The organism is Neorickettsia risticii str. Illinois (assembly GCF_000022525.1).
Classification (GTDB): Bacteria; Pseudomonadota; Alphaproteobacteria; order Rickettsiales; family Anaplasmataceae; genus Neorickettsia; species Neorickettsia risticii.
The window spans coordinates 157,018-175,685 of the sequence record NC_013009.1 but is presented as its reverse complement, the minus strand read 5'-3'; the positions used below and the strand labels follow the sequence as shown (position 1 = coordinate 175,685).

At 40.9% G+C, this 18,668-nt stretch carries 12 protein-coding genes; 8 read left to right on the top strand and 4 right to left on the bottom strand.

The genetic code is table 11. From position 1 onward, the window contains the following. The first annotated feature begins 9 nt into the window (after nt 1-9). The 3 genes from NRI_RS00790 to NRI_RS00780 all read left to right on the top strand — a co-directional run bounded on the left by NRI_RS00790 (nt 10) and on the right by NRI_RS00780 (nt 4,833). Entirely contained in the window at nt 10-3,087 is a 3,078-nt protein-coding gene (locus NRI_RS00790; protein ID WP_015816065.1) for an efflux RND transporter permease subunit, read from the top strand. A 107-nt stretch (nt 3,088-3,194) separates the two neighbouring features. Next, nucleotides 3,195-4,184, top strand: a complete 990-nt coding sequence (locus NRI_RS00785; RefSeq protein ID WP_407635194.1) for an AI-2E family transporter — start codon at nt 3,195-3,197, stop codon at nt 4,182-4,184. After that, nucleotides 4,162-4,833: a P-loop NTPase family protein gene (locus NRI_RS00780; RefSeq protein WP_081436396.1), complete on the top strand. Its 672-nt coding sequence runs from the start codon at nt 4,162-4,164 to the stop codon at nt 4,831-4,833. Before NRI_RS00785 ends, NRI_RS00780 begins: the two co-directional genes overlap by 23 nt. A gap of 175 nt (nt 4,834-5,008) precedes the next feature. Here the strand turns inward: NRI_RS00780 and NRI_RS00775 are convergent, their stop codons facing one another. Continuing rightward, complete coding sequence (locus NRI_RS00775; RefSeq protein ID WP_015816076.1) at nt 5,009-6,454, bottom strand: NAD(P)H-dependent flavin oxidoreductase; 1,446 nt, start codon at nt 6,452-6,454, stop codon at nt 5,009-5,011. Between the two features lie 687 nt (nt 6,455-7,141). Between NRI_RS00775 and NRI_RS00765 the strand changes: the two genes are divergently transcribed. The 5 genes from NRI_RS00765 to NRI_RS00745 all read left to right on the top strand — a co-directional run bounded on the left by NRI_RS00765 (nt 7,142) and on the right by NRI_RS00745 (nt 15,173). After that, entirely contained in the window at nt 7,142-8,065 is a 924-nt protein-coding gene (locus tag NRI_RS00765; protein ID WP_015816075.1) for an ATP-grasp domain-containing protein, read from the top strand. 216 nt (nt 8,066-8,281) lie between these two features. Next, complete coding sequence (gene purH, locus NRI_RS00760; RefSeq protein WP_015816062.1) at nt 8,282-9,754, top strand: bifunctional phosphoribosylaminoimidazolecarboxamide formyltransferase/IMP cyclohydrolase; 1,473 nt, start codon at nt 8,282-8,284, stop codon at nt 9,752-9,754. Between the two features lie 624 nt (nt 9,755-10,378). Beyond that, nucleotides 10,379-10,639, top strand: coding sequence for a monovalent cation/H+ antiporter complex subunit F (locus NRI_RS04280; protein ID WP_015816061.1), 261 nt, complete (start codon nt 10,379-10,381; stop codon nt 10,637-10,639). Nucleotides 10,640-10,773: 134 nt separating this feature from the next. After that, nucleotides 10,774-13,605: an AsmA-like C-terminal domain-containing protein gene (locus NRI_RS00750; RefSeq protein WP_015816060.1), complete on the top strand. Its 2,832-nt coding sequence runs from the start codon at nt 10,774-10,776 to the stop codon at nt 13,603-13,605. Nucleotides 13,606-13,850: 245 nt separating this feature from the next. Further along, nucleotides 13,851-15,173, top strand: a complete 1,323-nt coding sequence (locus NRI_RS00745) for a 3-phosphoshikimate 1-carboxyvinyltransferase (protein ID WP_015816073.1) — start codon at nt 13,851-13,853, stop codon at nt 15,171-15,173. A 217-nt stretch (nt 15,174-15,390) separates the two neighbouring features. Here NRI_RS00745 and NRI_RS00740 read toward each other — a convergent pair whose 3' ends face one another. The 3 genes from NRI_RS00740 to hslU form a co-directional block, all read right to left on the bottom strand. Beyond that, nucleotides 15,391-16,437: a quinone-dependent dihydroorotate dehydrogenase gene (locus NRI_RS00740; protein ID WP_015816059.1), complete on the bottom strand. Its 1,047-nt coding sequence runs from the start codon at nt 16,435-16,437 to the stop codon at nt 15,391-15,393. 103 nt (nt 16,438-16,540) lie between these two features. Beyond that, nucleotides 16,541-17,236, bottom strand: coding sequence for a 2-C-methyl-D-erythritol 4-phosphate cytidylyltransferase (gene ispD / locus NRI_RS00735; protein ID WP_015816057.1), 696 nt, complete (start codon nt 17,234-17,236; stop codon nt 16,541-16,543). A 2-nt stretch (nt 17,237-17,238) separates the two neighbouring features. Beyond that, a complete protein-coding gene (gene hslU, locus NRI_RS00730; protein WP_041351401.1) occupies nt 17,239-18,657 on the bottom strand; it encodes an ATP-dependent protease ATPase subunit HslU in 1,419 nt (472 codons plus the stop codon). Nucleotides 18,658-18,668 lie beyond the last annotated feature (11 nt).

Below are 18,668 nucleotides of genomic sequence, written 5' to 3'. Positions count from 1 at the left end.
GATTTACAAATGCTTGATTTTCTTTTGGAGCGCAACAAGGCTGTATTGGTGCTTTGGTTCATTCTGATCGCAGCTGGCGTTTATTCCTGTTTTGTCATCTCGAAGGAACAAACTCCGAATATGGAAATACCATACATACTGGTAAATGCAGTTTTGACAGGAGTGTCGGCTGAGGATAGCACAAGATTTTTATCAAAAGAACTCGAAGATTCTCTACGATCTGTCGAACATCTGAAAAGCATTACCTCACAGTCCGTTGAGAACGCTTCATCCATACTGATGGAGTTTGAGGTTGGATTTGATAGTGCAAAAGCCTTAGCTAGTATCAGAGATAAGTTGGACCAAGTTGTTGGTAAACTTCCCAAAGACACTCTAAGACCTACCGTCGAACAGGTTAGTACTGCACTTATCCCCGCAGTTGTGGTTACAGTCTCAAGTAATTTAGGAGTCGAAGCGACACAAATGGTTGCAACCAGGCTACGCAACAGGTTAAACACCCTATCAAATGTTCTTTCGACGAACATAATTGGAAAACGAAAAAAGATTGTAGAAATTACGATCGACCCAAAGACATTCTCTAGGTACAACATTGGCTTGCATAATATCGTAAACACATTACACCGGAATAATACACTTATTCTTTCAGGCAGCTTCCCTAGTAATGAGTATCTCGTTTCCACAAATGGACTTGTAACTCACCTCAATAAACTCAAGGAACTTCCTATACCACTGAACGATGGAAACATACTAACTCTAAAGGATGTTGCAGATGTAAATGGCGTTTTTGAAAAGGAGAAAGTTCTCTCAAGGATAGGTGGGGTGGATACCGTAGTAATTGAGGTGTCAAAAGCAAGTGGAAAGAACCTTTTGGAAACAGTCAAGCAAGTACAAGAGGAGGTCTCCAGAATGCAGGCAACTCTCCCTGAAGGATTCTCCTTATCGACAGAATTTGATACCTCAACAGAGGTTAAGGAGGTCCTCACAGACCTCAAGAACAGCGTTATACTGACTGTTATAATGGTTGTTGCCATCATGGTGGTCTACATAGGATGGAAGATGGCGCTTATGACGGCTTTCACGGTACCTGGTTCGATATTCATAGCGATCTTCCTCCTATATGTAGGTGGATTCACGATGAACATCGTAGTTCTCTTCAGTTTAATCATGTCGGTTGGAATGATTGTAGATGCAGCAATCATAGTAAATGAGTATGCAGATAGAAGAATGCTTATGGGCTCTTCCGCAAGAGAAGCTTACACTTTGTCAGCAAGGAAGATGTTTTGGCCAGTTCTATCTTCGACTGCAACTACGTTAATTGTTTTAGTTCCTTTGCTATTCTGGCCTGGACTTGCAGGCGAATTTATGAAGTTCCTCCCGATCACACTTATTTTTACACTTTCCGCATCAGTCTTAATGTCAGTTGTTTTTACTCCGGTTATCGGAAGTATGATTGGAACACCATCAACATCTGATCCAGTGGAAATTTCTAAGATCTTCGCAATAGATCAAGCGGACCCTTCAGCAATGGGAAAAATTTCCGGGAAATACTGTCGACTGCTAGAGAAACTCCTCGATCACCCGAAAGCTGTAGTTGCAGGAATCTCCGTGTTCCTTGTACTGAGTATTGGAGGCTATTACGTTTTTGGTAAAGGACTGCAGTTTTTACCAAACGTAGAACCTAAAAGCTCTACCATTTTGATCAAGGCAGTCGAAAATCTCACTCTCGCGCAAAAGAGGATAATAGTCGAAACAGCGGAAAAAACAATCTGTGAGACGCCAGAAATTAAAACCTGCTATACGAAGATCGGAGCACTAGACAATGATGTAATAGGAAGCATTCAAGTCGAGTTTGCGCATTGGAAAAAGCGTAGAAAAATTGCTGCAATCAACGACGATATAGAGAGAAGAATGCAGTCTATTAAGGGTATTCAGTTTGAGCTTTTTACCCAAAAAGATGGACCAATACAGGAAAAGCCTATCAAAATTGTCATAAGCGGTGAGTCATACGGAGAAGTTGCACAGGCTGCAGCGTCAATTGAAGAGATGCTCAGCAAAATCAATGGTACAAAGAGTATCAGTGACGATACATCAGCACAGAAACTGGCCTGGGAGGCGCTTATAGATAGAAACAAGGCTGCACGTCATGGACTCGATGTGGCAACAGTTGGACAATATATAGCTCTTGCTACTAGTGGCATAACAGTCGGTGAGTACAGAGGGAATGACCACGAAGAAAAATTAGATATCGTGCTCACGCTCCCAGAAGAAAGAAAATGTGTTTCCTCAATTCTTGGCATGATGATTCCGTCTCAGAAAGGGATGATTCGACTGTCATCCTTAATGAAGGTGGAACCGGTAGCAAAGACTACCACAGTAAAACGGTTTAACTCTGAACCAACTATACATGTGTATTCAGATGTGCAGCCGGGATTCCTTTCACATAATATAGTCAAATCGCTTAGAAAAGAAATTGAGAAGCACAAAGAGCTATCGCAGTTAAAGATCAGTTTTAAGGGCGAACAGCAAGATCAAAGTGAGACAACTCGTTTTCTGGTAGTTGCATTTTTTGTATCCACACTTTGTATGGTACTGATCTTACTTCTCCAATTTAACAGTTTTTGTCAAGTTCTGATCATTTTAACCGCCGTTGCATTATCCACAGGAGGTGTGACATTTGGATTACTTATAACGCATCAACCATTTATTGTTGTGATGAGCGGTATAGGAATAATCTCGTTAGCTGGAATAGTAGTGAACAACAATATACTACTCATTGACGCCTACAACGATTACATGAGTGAATCCACTGATAAAAAGCGCTCAATCATAAGAGCTGCAATATCCAGATTCAGACCGATACTTCTTACTTCAGGAACAACCGTGCTAGGACTTTTACCAATGGTTTTCTGCATAACCATAGACCTGGTGAATTCTACGATATCATATGGAGCTCCAGCAACACAATGGTGGCAAAGCTTGGCAACAACCGTTGCAGGGGGACTGTCGTTCACGACACTTTTAACGCTTATTCTGACTCCGGCACTACTGATGCTTTCGCCTACACCAAAGCTAAATACCCGAACTTGAACCTCATATCTATCAAGGCAGTATGTGAAAAAACGGTGGACACAGAGGCATGGATGATTTACATCTTAAAAGGTTAACGTACAAACTTACCTGGGCTTTCTTATTTTATCCCAATGCTTTTCGCCTTCGCATTCTCATTTATTCTTGCGTATTTTTTGAATCGCTCTACAACAAAGTTGGCAGCTCTCATTGGATCTAGGGGTATCGCATCCCTGCTTGTTGTTACTTTTCTCAGCATACTTGTCATCCTCGTTCTCTCGCTGGCTATACCTCTGCTTTATCATCAACTAATTCTCTTTCTTAAAGGAGCACCGCAACTAATTGCATACATAGAAAACTCAATTAAAACCTCTTCTCCAGGCCTACATAGTTTTCTTGAAGAAAGAGGAATGTCTTCCTTATTTGAGTACCTCTTATCTCTTGTGCCACAGCTTTCGACTAAGATTACGCAACATTTATGGAATTCAACGCTTGTTTTAGCAAACATTGTGATCTTACTAATTTTCACGCCTGTAATACTCTTTTATCTCCTTCAGGACTGGCCAAAAATGACGAACGCTATAAAGGAAATCATACCTCTAAAACACAGAACTACCTTCAACAACCAGGTTACACTGATGGACGCAAGCATTTCCGGATATGTACTAGGACAGATGAAGATTTCATTTATTTTGGGAGTATTATATACAGTGCTGCTCTTTTTTGCGGGGATGCCATATTATTTCCTAATTGGTGTATCTACAGGAATGCTGACGATTATCCCATATTTTGGGAACATAACAGGCCTTATAACGAGCCATCTAGTTGCGCTGTCTCGTGCCTCAAGTATCCTAGATGTGTTACCAATCACGCTGATCTTCATCTTTTGCGGCGCAATTGAAGGTATGTTCCTATCACCAAAACTTCTAAGCAAGAGTGTGAACCTACATCCATTATGGGTAATCTTCTCTATGACAGTCGGGGGTATGCTGTTTGGATTGGCAGGAATATTACTGGCTGTTCCTGTTGCAGCGACCGTTGCAGGATTTGTACGACTAGGTATCTCTTACTACAAAGATAGCTCCTATTATAAAGATGAAGCAACTAATACTGATTGATAACCAAATTAGGCAGAATACCTATTCTGTTGCGGATTATTTTGTCTCGGAAAGTAATCTGTCCATTTACAAATCGTTAGTCGAAACACCATTTAGTGGGAAACCAATTGTGCTAAAAGGTCATTCGAAATCTGGTAAAACGCATATTGGTAGAGTATGGGCATCGAAGCATGGCGCTGACATTTTGTCTAATCTCACTGAGCAGGCACACTTTGCAATTCACAATCACTGTTTCATAGATGATATAGACAAACTAACCACCCAAGAGGAGATCGAAGCATTGCTTCATATTTACAATAGCGCTATAGAGAGTGGAAAAATTCTCCTTATGACCACAAGGAGTTTGGACTTTTCAGATGTTCTACCTGACTTAAGTTCGAGACTGAGAGCAAGTATTACATATTCCATCCCTCCCCCGGATGATGAACTACTCCGGGTAGTGACAAGAAAGCAATTTTATCTCTATCAAACCAGAGTGTCTGAAAAGGTAGTAAACCTTGTTCTTCAGCGAGTTGATAGGTCATTAGAGGCCGTAGTAGACTTTGTCGCTCTTTTGAACAGGGAGGCACTACACAAAGGGAAGCCAATTTCCGCACGCCTTTTCCACGAGGCAAGTGCCTATGTGAGTAAACAAAATCAACCCCAATAAATGATTCACAAGTAAGTCATCGGCATGCGAGCTTCAATAAATCAAGCGAATCTGTTAAAACGGACCCTTCCAATAGAGCTACTTGATACATTGACCCAAAAACACACTTTATTGCCGAAAGAAAACAAAAACATTTTCATATACGAATGTAGCAGAGCTACCACAGAAACTATATTCACTCACCAACAAGAATCCTCTCGACTAGTTCTTTTACAGTTGGTATGTGTCCATCCTTATATAAAGGATCTGTGGAAAACCTATACGCGTTATGCCCAGCAAAAGCTAACTCTGTATCAGGATCGGCCCCGTACACTATATTCTGAAGTGTTTTCTGTATACAAAAGCTCCTAGGATCCGGTAATTCACCTGTTGTGTAATCATCATGGTCTTTCCAATTGCTGAACTTACAATGGCTAAGACAGCCCATACAATTCATCTGATCTGTCCGGATTGACGTAAACTCATCCGGTGTAAGAAACACAACAGAATGATCAGGAGTCTTAACAACTTCTGTGTATCCAGAAGAAAGCCACTCCTGTACTAAAGATTCGTCGGTATCTTTTATGAAGATCTGCCGTTTACGGGGACCATATTCGAAGGATAGCACAAACTCCCCCTCTAAAGATTCGGAATATGGAATCTGCCTTTCAGAACGATCTATAAGAGCCTGTATGAATCCATTTTTTAGAGCAGATGAATAAAATCCAGTGGGACTAAACTTGTGCAATAGGACGTCACCTTTTTTGGCTTGCAATAATTTTTGTTTCCATGTAGCAGGAATCGGGCTTTCCTTTGTCACAAGAGGACGCGTACCAAACTGAAACGCAACCGCACCCACCTCATCATTATCTATGAAATGCTTCCATTCTGAGAGCGACCATACACCCCCCGCCATAACTATGGGAACCTGATTCAGCCCATTCTCATTCATAAAAGAACGCAACTCAATCACTCTTGGATAAGGATCCTGTATGTCGTCCGGTCTATCAGTGTTACTAAGGCCGTTATGCCCCCCAGCAAGCCACGGATCTTCGTAAACGACACCACCTAGAAACTCACTAAGCTTTCTGTACGAACGCTTCCACAGAATTCTAAAAGCCTTAACAGAGGAAATGATTGGGTAGTAATACAATTTGTAGCGTGAAGCTATTTCCGCGAGCTTATAAGGCATGCCCGCACCACAAGTGATCCCATGAATTAATCCACTAACCTTTGACAAAACGCCATCCAGTACTCTTTCGACTCCGCCCATTTCCCACAACACGTTCATGTGGATTCTTCCTTCTCCTTTTGAACGCTCATGGGCTACCCTGGCCTGGCTTATTGCACTCTTGATGCTATACTCCATCAGCTCGTCATGGCGCCCTTTTCTGGTCTTACTATGATACTCAAGCGGGACAATTTCCCCATTATCATCTATGAGCTTTGCGTTAACAGCAGAAAAGGTGCCTACACAACCTGCAGCAGCAAAAGCACCAGATGAAACCCCATCACTTACAGCTACACCTTTACCACCTTCTATTATGGGCCACACGGGCCACCCTGAGATGGTCAGTTTTTTTACGACGCTCAACTTGGATCTACTAAGAAACGTATCCCAAGAGTATAACATATCGTCCATCCATGCAAACTAACATTCGGAATACTCTCAAGGACACATTTCATACATAGAGCGAACAACAAACACGATCACAAATAGGTTCAGGTACTTTAGCATGAGACCTGATTCTTTGCTTACTCCGAGTATCAAGGTCAAGATCCCACCAAACCCTTATTTAGCAGGTTACTTGTCTTCGAAAATGAGCATAAAATGACACAAAACAAGCTGAGTATCAGGAATAACAACGTAAGAGGCATCGCTCCAGCTAAGTAAACAGTTTGAGCACCTCTGTTGCTCCGAATATCAATCGTGGTAGCCCAAGAACCATTCAAGCCCATTTTTCGGACAATGATAAACGGGACAATTGCCACATGTGATGGCATCCAACAGAACACTGTCTGAAAAAAATCCAACAGCAGCACCCAAATATAGCACCAATTGAATCACAGATATCCTTAATCGCCGGTGTAATACTCATACCCGCAAGTATGATTCGACATGTAACTGCACGGGCACTTTTCTGCATAGTTGCCTCTACTTACAGCAGCAGATGATGTATACCAAGGAACGATACTCTCACTGTCGAGTTAGAAAGTTGCATGTGTGATACAATCTTACTATTGGCATACACATTCGCAATGGAAATACACAATCTCTTTGTTCAGTCTAGAAATTAAGATAGACTACAAAAAATGCTCGGACATCACCATGAAAGTAGGATTACAGGTACTTGATCTCGACGCACCTGGAAAAAGCACCATCTATCTAGTCGAAGAAGCTCTAGGAAGAGAGTGCAGCGTCTTTATCTACCCTGTAAAAACTCTCTGTATTTGTGGTGGTCGTGTTTTCGCTCGTGGGAAATATGTGGAGGACTGTCATAAGGGGACGATCACGTTATCTAAGGAAGAAATAGAAGTTAATTTAGATACACTAGATCTTCTCCTAATGAGAAACGACCCCCCGTTCAATATGGACTACATAACTGCAACATACATCTTGGAAAGAAGTGGCGCTTTGGTCGTAAATGATCCAGTAGCAGTGCGCAATTTTCCTGAAAAATTCGTGGATTACTATGAGGATACGTTTCCAACTCTCATATCCCGCGATATATGGAATATCAAACTCTTCATCGAACAACATAGAGAAGTGGTAGTGAAGCCGCTTTACGGTTTTGGTGGAATTGATGTAACAAAAATATCGGATGCAAACGAGAGTAATCTTGCTCATGTTCAGAGTTTAATTGAAAAAACTGGAACTCCGGTAGTGATACAAAAATACGACGAATCTGTGATTGAGCAAGGTGATAAACGAGTTGTAGTACTCAATGGAGGCTTGCTGGGCTGTCTAAGGCGACATAACAAAAACAGTTTCATCATGAATTTGCACCAGGGAGGTGAATTTTTCTCATGTACCCTTACCCCAGTAGAAGAAGAAAGATGCTGCAAGATTGCTTCAGACCTAAAAGAATCAGGAATCATACTTGCAGGAATAGATCTCGTTGCAGGAAGGATAACCGAAATCAATGTCACTTCCACAGCCTGTGTAGCGGAGCTGAATGAACTCTACCACATAAACACTGCCGCTAGATGCTTTGACGTCCTCGAGGAAATGGTGTGGTCCCATAAGCGTTGAGCAAGCAGACCTCCTTTGCATAAAAACAGCAGAAAATAAATTTATTTTGGAATTCTAGACAAAAAACAGTAGAGGTGCTAATATCCGCCTATGATCCATAGGGTGCTGTTCTGCGCTTTGCCTGTTACTTGTGCTAAAAACAATCCAATAGTATTTCTGATTTGTACTTAAGGTCTCGGCTCAGCACTATGTGTATTTTTGACTTGAAAAACTAAGATGATAAAAAGAGCGCTTATATCCGTTTACGACAAGACTGATCTTTTACCTCTGGCATACAAATTGCAAGCTGCAAATGTTGAAATTATTGCAACTGGAAAAACACATCAATATCTCCTAGAGAATCAAATCAGAGCAACCAATTTATCTGATTATACCCATCAACCGGAAATACTAGGTGGTAGAGTGAAAACATTGCATCCCGTAATACACGCAGGCCTGCTAGCAGATCCGGCTTTACACGAAGCTGAAATGCAAACACTGGCAATAAAACAAATAGATTTGGTAGTCGTAAATCTTTACCCATTTGAAAAGTGCGTAAATAGTGGTGCTCCAGAAAGTGAAATTATAGAAAACATAGATATTGGCGGTGTCTCACTATTAAGGTCCGCAGCTAAGAATTTTAAAAATGTTTGTGTCCTCTCTGACCCAAGCGATTACAGCACATTCGACGTAAACCCAACTTTATCTTTCAGAAGTAAAATGGCGAGAAAAGCATTTGCACGGGTGGCAAGATATGACTGTAAGATAGCAGAATGGTTCGCTTCCTCTACGTCTTTGCCAGAGGTGCTAAATTTATCTGTCATGAAAAAAAATGACTTCAGATACGGTGAAAATCCCCATCAGAACGCATCTTTCTACTCTGATGGAGAGTTCCCACTCACAAAACTTCAGGGTAAAGAACTAAGTTATAACAACCTGCTTGACCTAGACAGCGCATTGTCGATTGTGACAAACTTCACTGAACCTACTTGTGCAATTATCAAACACACTAATCCCTGCGGTGTAGCCTCACACAAATCCAGTCTGGAACAGGCATACGAGAAGGCACTGGCTGCAGATTCGTTGAGTGCTTTTGGCGGTGTAGTTGCATTGAATCAAATTGTTACTAGGAACGTGGCAGAAAAGCTTTTAAATACCTTCTTTGAAGTTATAGTTGCCTATGGAATCACGCAGGACGCCATACTTCTCTTTTCAAACAAACCAAATTTACGCGTTCTTACGTACAAGAGTTATACTGCACCGGAAAAAAACATGCTCAGTTTGCTCGGGGGACTCTTAGTACAATCTGGAAATACAAAATTATTTCAGGACTTTGAGATTGTCACAAAAAGGCAACCAACAAATGAAGAGCTTAATCAACTTGTTTTTGCTTGGAAAATCTGTAAATATGTCAAGTCAAACGCGATAGTGACTGCCCATGATTACACAACTGTAGGAATAGGTGCAGGTCAAATGAGCCGCGTTAAGAGTGTAGAAATAGCACTAGGAAAAAGCAAAGTCGGACAGCCTCTTGCAATGGCGTCGGATGCGTTCTTCCCATTTGCGGATAGTATAGAATTGGCAGCAAAGAATGGTGTAGAGTCAATTATCCAACCAGGTGGCTCAATCAGAGATAAAGAAGTAATAGAGGCAGCCAATCATCACAACATTGCAATGATATTTACCCGAATGAGGCATTTCAGACATTAGTGCTGCCTTCTTAGATGGTACAGGACCTAGAAAACTTCTAAATTTTTTCTTGAACTCAGATCTTGTGTTGTTGTAAAGGCCTTCTCCTTGAGTATAGAAAAACAGAAATTACCTTTCGTGCGGGACGGCGATAACCACATACTGAGACTGCCTTGTGCATACATTGGGAAACCACATATAAAAGAAAGTGATGTGCCTACTGACCACACTCGCTTGCAGAGTTGATGAGGGTATTTATCCACCTAATATACCACATAGCAGAACATTCCTGTAAACCTCTTTGTCATACATCTTATGTAAGATTTTGTAAAAAACTAGATATGTGTCACTTCTGTATCCTTTATGCCATGCAGCTCACCATCAATGCTCATATCAACAATTGAGATAAAAGTCAGCATAGAAAACAGTCAGAACCCCTGAAACTTGCTCCATGCAAACATTGTGTAGTAAGCACCTATTCTTGATCACAGGAATCGACATTTCGGCTCCAACATATTATGATTAAGGGCGTTGTATAGCCACGTAGTTTAATCTAAGTGGTTCGGAGTTTGGCAGTGCTGCCCTTGCGCGCGGGTGAGCTCACCTCTGTCCTCCAACTTTACTTGGCACTCTAGATTCCTTCTAATGCTTTTGGTTGTTTTGGCTGTCTTGCTTTCTAGTATGCTCCTTTTGACTTTTTGTGTGGTCTTTTTCCAAGAAAAACATGACAAAATTTTAGCAGCAAACTCTCTAAGCACTCATGTGATCGTCCTTTCATGTTTGTATTCAACCCTCGTATCAGATCACAATTTCCTTGATATTGCTTATATATATGCCTTTATGGGTTTTATAGGTCTGGTAGCGATTATAAACTTCATACTCTATAACAACTTAAGACATCGTTAAGAGATGTTTCTAATGCACCAGCAGAAAAGCTCACCTCATCTTGTGTTTCGTGTCTTTCTTAGCAAGCTAGAAACTGTTATAGCTATAGTTCTGCTGGGTGTTTACAACTCCATAATCAGGGGTAGTTGTTTCAAATGAAATTTAAAATACTCGTATTATTCTTCTTTCTTGCTATTCTTTCACCATTTCTACTGTACAAATACAACAGAAATCTATCAAAGAAATTTGTTGAGTACTATATAAACAGCCGTTTTCATCGATTCAACCCTGGAGTTAGTATTTCTTTTTCAGATTTTGAGCTGGAAAAATCTAACGACTCAAAAAAACTTGTTTTAAACGGAATTGTAGCCACATTAAATTCTGAGAAAGTCGCTCTAATAGGAAAGGTTAGCCTCTTATTCAGCTGGAGCTTCCCATTTACCAAGCTTTACCCGATAAGTGCAACTATATATGACGCAGATCTGTACGTGCAAATGGGAACACAGAAAAAAAATGTTAGCATACCCGAGAGCAGCCAAATTGACAGCGTTTTTTCCCTAATCGGACTCCTAAACACAGATCTCTTTGTAAAAGGACTAAGATTTAACGGCCACGAAATAAATGAGGGATTCATGCGTATAAAAAAAATGAATCACAAAAAAATTCTGCAAGTCGGTATACACGAAGAAAATGCGGAAATAGAGCTAGAAATAGTTCAGTCCCAATACGACACCGTCGCAATGAGAGTAAAAAACCTCAATCCTAATAATAGCGTTTTTTCACCCTTGATAAAGGAGCTGGCTAATCTGCAGATCTCAGATGACAATTTCACTTTTAGCGGATATGCACTACTCAATTTAAATGAAAAGAAAATCAGCGGAGCGGTAAATGACCTCCGTGGCTCGATAAAAAGAAATGGAACGAGCTTTCATTTTGACGACGGAAGATTCCTAGTAACGGGCACGTCAAGCATAATAGAACTTGATGACGTGGGGATCAACATCGACGGAACACAGTTTAACGGTACCATCTTTTTCAGTGATGGCATTTCTCTTCAGGGAACGGTTACAAATCTTTCATCAAAAGACGTGCTAAAGTATTGGAATAGCTCCAGTACTGCAAGAGAGTGGTACAAGAACAGCATAAAGCACGGCACTATAAAAGAGGCAACTATAAAATTGGAAAGCAAAACCAGGAACTTTGAGATTCGAGATGCTAGTTTTGTCGATACCGCAGGAGAAATAGATGTTTCCTATGACACCAACGAAGCACAACGTCTTATTAATTTGGAAGGATTCGCAGGCACGCTTAATCTAATAGATAGCAATTTATATATCAAAGCTGATTCTGGACTAGTAGAAGGTCTGTCGTGTCAAAAGTGCGAAGCAATTATTGATATGGAAAAGACAAAATTGTCAGGCACCCTTACAGGAGAACTCAGTGAACTTATCCTGCTAGGAGAAAAAGCAAGCCCAAATAGCATAGACGAGATAGAAAAAGTGACTAATCTAAAAGGACTGAACGGGAATAGTAGCGCAGATGTAGTATTGCATATACCGCATACCGATGAAGGACAGATTAGTACCAAACTTCACGTCAAAGCCGATAATCTCCAGGCAGATAAATTTTATCGCGACTTTTCAATCACTTCAGGTACAGCGCAACTTGAGATGAATGATGACACAGTCGAAATTGATACAAGTCTACTTTCTGCAGATGGGGAGATCGGCTTAAAGGTTGTCAGAGATTTTCATACCCAAGTGACGGATTTTATCTTCGAAGGCACAAGCTCTGTCGAAACAATAAAAAATTCTGGCTTTTTACCAAGTTTCCTACCATTTAACGGAAAGATTCATGGAAGAGTAGCAGTGCAACTTCTCCAAGACGGAAATCTCAATTTGCAAGGAAGCCTTAATATGCAAGATGTGCATGAAGAAGTCTTTCAACTTTTTGGATGGAAAAAGGATCCCGATACCGTTTTCAACTTTAGGATCGATTCCGTTGGGGAGCAATATAATTTCAAAAAACTTCATCTTACCGGAAAACTTTTAGAATTGCGCCTCAGTGGAAGCAGCGACACAAAAAAGACCATCATAAACAGTCAAGTGGTAAACATAAATGATTCGAGCCTTGAATTCAAATTTCATCATTCACTTGAAGACGATACATCCAACTTAATCATCAATTCCGAAACACTAGACCTATCAAATGCACAAACACTTGGCCGAGTACTAAATTTCGGCGGGACAGGCAAAACAAAAACTAATTTAGAGGTAAATATAGGCACACTCAAACTAAAAAACGCACTTTCGCTCTCGGACCTAAAGCTCGATCTCAAAAATGGAGACGGGAATCTCTCCGGAATCTTTAACGATGGCACAATCCTGGGCGCAAGTTTCAGTAAACATGGTGGTGTAATTGTGGATAGCACGAACATAGGAACACTGCTCAAGAGTCTTGGTATTAAGAGTGGAATAATGGGGGGAAGGACTTCATTTTATCTCGGTACAAAGAATACACGGAGTAACGACGGGATTCTGGTAGTGGAAAACTTTTACGTGCAGGACGCTCCTATACTAGCACGCATTCTTTCCTTATCTTCTCTATACGGAATAATGAACATCCTCAATGGAGAAGGCATTTTCTTTGAAAGATTCTTTTCACAGTTTAAATATGCAGACGGTATTTTTTATATCTCAGAGTCATGGCTAGAAGCAGCACCAGTAGGACTAAGCATAATGGGGATCCTTAGCCTAAAACAAGACGAAGCAATCATTCACGGAAGCGTTGTACCATTGTATAAGCTCAACAAATTGATCTCGAAGGTACCGATAATAGGAACATTAGTAACAGCTGGAAAGAACCGTGGCATAATTGCTGCGGAGTATACATTGACAAGGAAAATGAATAAGTCCACAGTTTCAGTCAACACACTCACGACATTTACTCCAACTATTCTGCATAAGTTTTTCAAAGTTTTTAATTGATTCTAAAGAAAAATTCCCTTCATTTTGGCCCTATTATTAATCAGTACACACATATTAAACAAGCTAAAACAAATAACAAACCTGGACACCACATACACACTATCCTTGTCATCTGAGTAGAGTATTGCTTTTCGGGCGTATGTAATGATTCTATACTTGTTCCTCGGTGTTAAATAATTATATCCCATGTTGAATTTGTATCACCTAGGTTTGCTATAAGTCCTGCTCCAACAAAGAAGTTCAAGATGCTCCAGGGAAAAATTATGAATAGCAAAGGCTGCAAAATAGAAAAAATCCCCCCAATGAAAGGAATCTACAGTGTCCCACCCGATGTATCAATGCTGCAGAGTAGCATTTTCGTGCTTGCACACGCAATGGGTAGGTCTACTGTGTCACCCTTTTTCGCTTACGACTCCGTCATACAAACAATTCATTGCTTAGAACAACTTGGCGTAAGAATAAAAAAAATAAAGAACTCATCAGAAATAGAAGTATACGGCATTGGTTTGAGAGGCTTCCATACTCCTGCAAACATTTTCAACATTGGCAGTTCACATATGGGACTTCATCTATTGCTTGGCTCAGTTGCAACTTACTCTTTCCAGACAATCATTACCGGGTCCAAGTATCAAATTGGCAAGTTGAAAATCAAGTGCGCTCAACACTTTGCTGATATAGGTATAGAGATAGTTTCGCAGACCCTACCAACAGTTATAAAAGGCTGCCACTACTGCATTCCGCATGAACATATATTACGACACTCCTGTTCACAGAGTAAAAGTGCATTGTTAATGGCCGGATTGAATATGCTCGGCACTACCACAGTAATAGAACCCTTTTCCGGTAGTAGAGATCATCTTACAGGAATCCTAGAGCACTTAGGTGCTGACGTAAAGGTAACAAAAGCCAGAGAAAATACAACAACTATTGTGCACGGAGGTAAAGAATTCGTATCACGGAATATTACAATTCCCGGTGATCCATCCATGGCTTTGTTTTTGGTTATGGCAGCAACTTTGCTGGCTGGTTCCGCAATTATAATCAAAAATGTCTACCTAGATGAGAAACGTCTTGAAATATATAAATTCCTAAAGAAAATGGGGGCAAATATTGAGTTTAAGGTTAATACAACAACTTTTAATGCAAAAATAGGTGAGATTCACGTTAAAAGTACCACTCTCAACGGTATAACAATCAACGAGAATGATGTCCATGCAGAGAATCTCAGGAGCATACTTTTTCTCTTATGCACGGCAAACGGGAAAAGTTGCATAGAGAACCCAAAAGGACTAAAAATCACACAAAATAAGAGATTCATGGACTTCGTAGGAATAATGCAAAAGCTGGGTGCAAACATTAAACTCAAGAATGAAAGAATAGATGTAGGAGGCACACAACTAAAGGGAAACAACTCCGTAAGTGCATCCTATGACCAACAGCTTGGCAACCTACTTACTCTTGCAGGTTTTATTACCCAAGGGACAATTACAGTATCTAGATACCACCCAGAGTGGCTTCAATTATACTACAATTTTGGAAAGCCCACCGATGCGGCCAAACAAACCTAGTAAGGCGCCTGCATATAAACCTAGATAAACCACTTGGATACTCACATAAAAGCACCCTAACTGCCGATCCAAGCTATGTAACCCCGATAGCATAGCGGTCAGAGCGCGAACATGCATGGGAAACAATAGCTGCATTGGAAGTGCATATTAAGTTTCACACATAAAAACTCTTCACCTGTCGCAGAATTTATATGTGAATTAAAAACGAAACCCAAAATTACGCATCTACACCTATAGCCTCACTCACAGAAGAAAAACCATCAGCTTTAAGTCTCTGAACTAAATCTTTTTTGATCTGGTTCAAAAGGCCAAAACCATGATAGGTAAAACTCGTATAAGCCTGAATTAAAGCAGCACCATTTCTAATTTTTGCATAAGCCGTTTCTGCATCTGAAATGCCACCACAACCTATGAAAGCCAGCTCCCCGTTTGCGCACCTATACATTTTTCTCAACAAACCAGTAGAAAGTTTAAACAGTGGCATACCACTTAACCCACCATATTCGACTTTATGCTTACTATGAAGGCTTTCTCTACATCCAATAGTAGTATTACTTACTATGATCCCGGCTACCTTGTGTTTCAAAGCAAGCGAAACAATGCCGACTTCTGCCCCCTCAGTAAGATCAGGGGCCACCTTGATAAAAATCCGCACATTACTTCCAACTGCTGCCTTTACAGCAATAAGAAGTTCCTCAAGGATTTCTACTTTCTGCATATCCCTGAGACTAACAGTATTCGGAGAAGAGATATTTAGCGTGATATAGTCAGCAACCGAAGAGACATGCGCAGCCAAGCGTGCATAATCAGAAACGGGATTACTTGAAACAGCATTTTTGCCAATATTCACTCCTAAAGGGGGCAGATCCGGGTGTGTCATAGCTTTCCTAAGCGATTTAAGGAAATATGCTATCCCCTTATTATTAAATCCAAGTCGATTAATGATGGCACCGTCTTGCGGCAATCTAAACAACCGAGGACTGGGGTTCCCCTTTTGTGGTTTAAGTGTGACGGTTCCAAGCTCAATGAAGCCAAACCCTGCCCTCCTGAGTGCAGTAACACATTCAGCATTCTTGTCAAATCCAGCTGCAATGCCAATCGGGTTTTTAAAATGCAGACCACACACCCTACTCTCCAGAATCGGGTCCTCAAAAGAATTTTGGCTCACAAATCCCGGAAAATGCTTGAGCACCACGCGAGTCACATCATGAGCAAACGACGGGCTCAAACGCTGTAAAAAGGCCACTAAAAGCTTTTCATGCATTTTATTCAGAAAAGCGAGAGATCTGCGAATTTTCCGTCACTTTCCGAAAATTTTCAAGATGGAATAGAAAAATAAAACGCAAGAGGTGAGAGGTACATTTTCATTAACAATCCCGAGCTAAGAGAAAATCCGCAAACTTCAAATCAAAAGGATGGGTAATCTTAAGATTACCGCTGTCACCTGTGATATACTCCACCTCTATACCGTGTGCCCTAGCTAGACTTCCGTCATCTGTATACTTCTTAGAAGGACACATGAAGTGCGCCCTATATGCCGCAAAAATCTCGCAAAAATCGAACCCCTGTGGGGTCTGCACTATTCTCAACTCATCTCTGTTGACATCGGTTACTATACCTTCAGGTTCTCTTTTTATGATTGTGTCCTGTAGCGGCACAACTGGAACAACACCCTTACAACCCTGCAAGAGGCTCTTGATCACTGCATCAATCACTTTAGGCGGAGTAAAAGGCCTAGCTGCATCATGTATCAATACATGACTAGGATTTAAGCATTCTAATGCCTTTAGCCCCGAAAAAACTGAATCCATTCGAGTATCACCAGCTTCTGACAATGAAACCACATATCCACTCAGGTTGCGCAAAATTGGCAAATAGTGCACCTCATACTTTGAATTGACAACAAGCTGCACACACTCAATTTTCGGATGAGCAAAAAGAGCTTCAACTGTGTATTGCAAAATTGCCTTGCCTCGGACCTCCAAGTACTGCTTTGGGAGCACCGAATTTGTTATCCTCGAACCACCACCTCCAGCAACCACTAGACCGGCAATTTTGCCCATGTTTACAGAATAAACTTGGACAAGTCCAGCTTCTTGATGATGGTTTGCAGATGTTTATCTACGTACTCACGATCAATTGAAAAAGTCTTCCCTACATTATCGTTGGCCTCAAAGTTAATTTCCTCAAGTAGTGTCTCCATTATTGTATGGAGACGCCTTGCACCGATATTTTCAACTTCATTATTAACTGTTATTGCAGCTTCAGCGATTGCACGCACACCATCTTTTGTGAATTCAAGAGAAACACCTTCTGTCTCCAACAATGCACAGTACTGCTTTAATAGGCTAGACTCAGTTTCAGTAAGAATACGGATCATATCTTCCACATCAAGCGAGTCAAGTTCTACCCTTATTGGCAAACGTCCCTGTAATTCTGGTAACAAGTCTGATGGTTTAGCAAAGTGAAACGCTCCAGAACCAACAAAAAGAATGTGATCTGTTTTCACAACTCCATACTTTGTCACTACTGTGGTTCCCTCTAAAAGAGGTAATAAATCTCTCTGAACACCCTCTCTATTCACTTCCCCTCTAACCTCTGTTCGAGCACAGATTTTATCTATCTCATCGATAAAAACCATGCCCCTGTTCGTCACCAGGTCTAATGCTTCTTTGATTATCGCATCTTCATCGAAAAGATCCTCGACCTCTGCATCTGCAAGGATTTTTCTAGCATCTTTGACTTTAACTCTCTTTCTTTTGAACTTCTTATTGGCACCAAAGACCTTACTCATCATGTCCCCGATGTTCATCATACCGATCTGAGTACCTGGCATACCTGGAACATCCATTGTAGGAAAAACATTCTGGGGAATATCACGAACATTTATTTCGATTTCTGCATCATCTAATTTTCCTTCATCGAGCTTTTTCTCAAAAACAGCTCTTGCATCATGTTTTTCATCCTCACCATCAACCAGATCGTCATCCTCAGTATTTTTTTTACCAACCAGCGCATCAAGAATTTTCTCCTTGGCAGATTCTTCAGCTTCCTTCGAAAATTGCTTCCTCTTCTGATCTTTGACCTGCGCAACAGCACTATCAACAAGATCCCGAATTATTGATTCGACATCCCGACCGACATAACCGACTTCGGTAAACTTTGTCGCCTCGACCTTAATAAACGGTGCCCCTGAGAGTTTTGCCACGCGTCTAGCAATTTCCGTTTTTCCAACACCAGTTGGTCCTATCATAAGTATATTTTTCGGAATGATTTCATCATGAAGTGGTTTCGGGACATTATTTCTCCTCCAGCGGTTTCTTATTGCAATCGCAATTTTTTTCTTGGCCAACTTCTGTCCAACAACAAATCTGTCTAGATAACTTACTAGCGCCTTTGGAGCAGCAGAATAAGCATCCTCTAAGATATGTTCGGCATCCTGTCCAACCGCAGCTGAATACTTAAAGACTCTCTCTGTACCCATATTTAAAACTC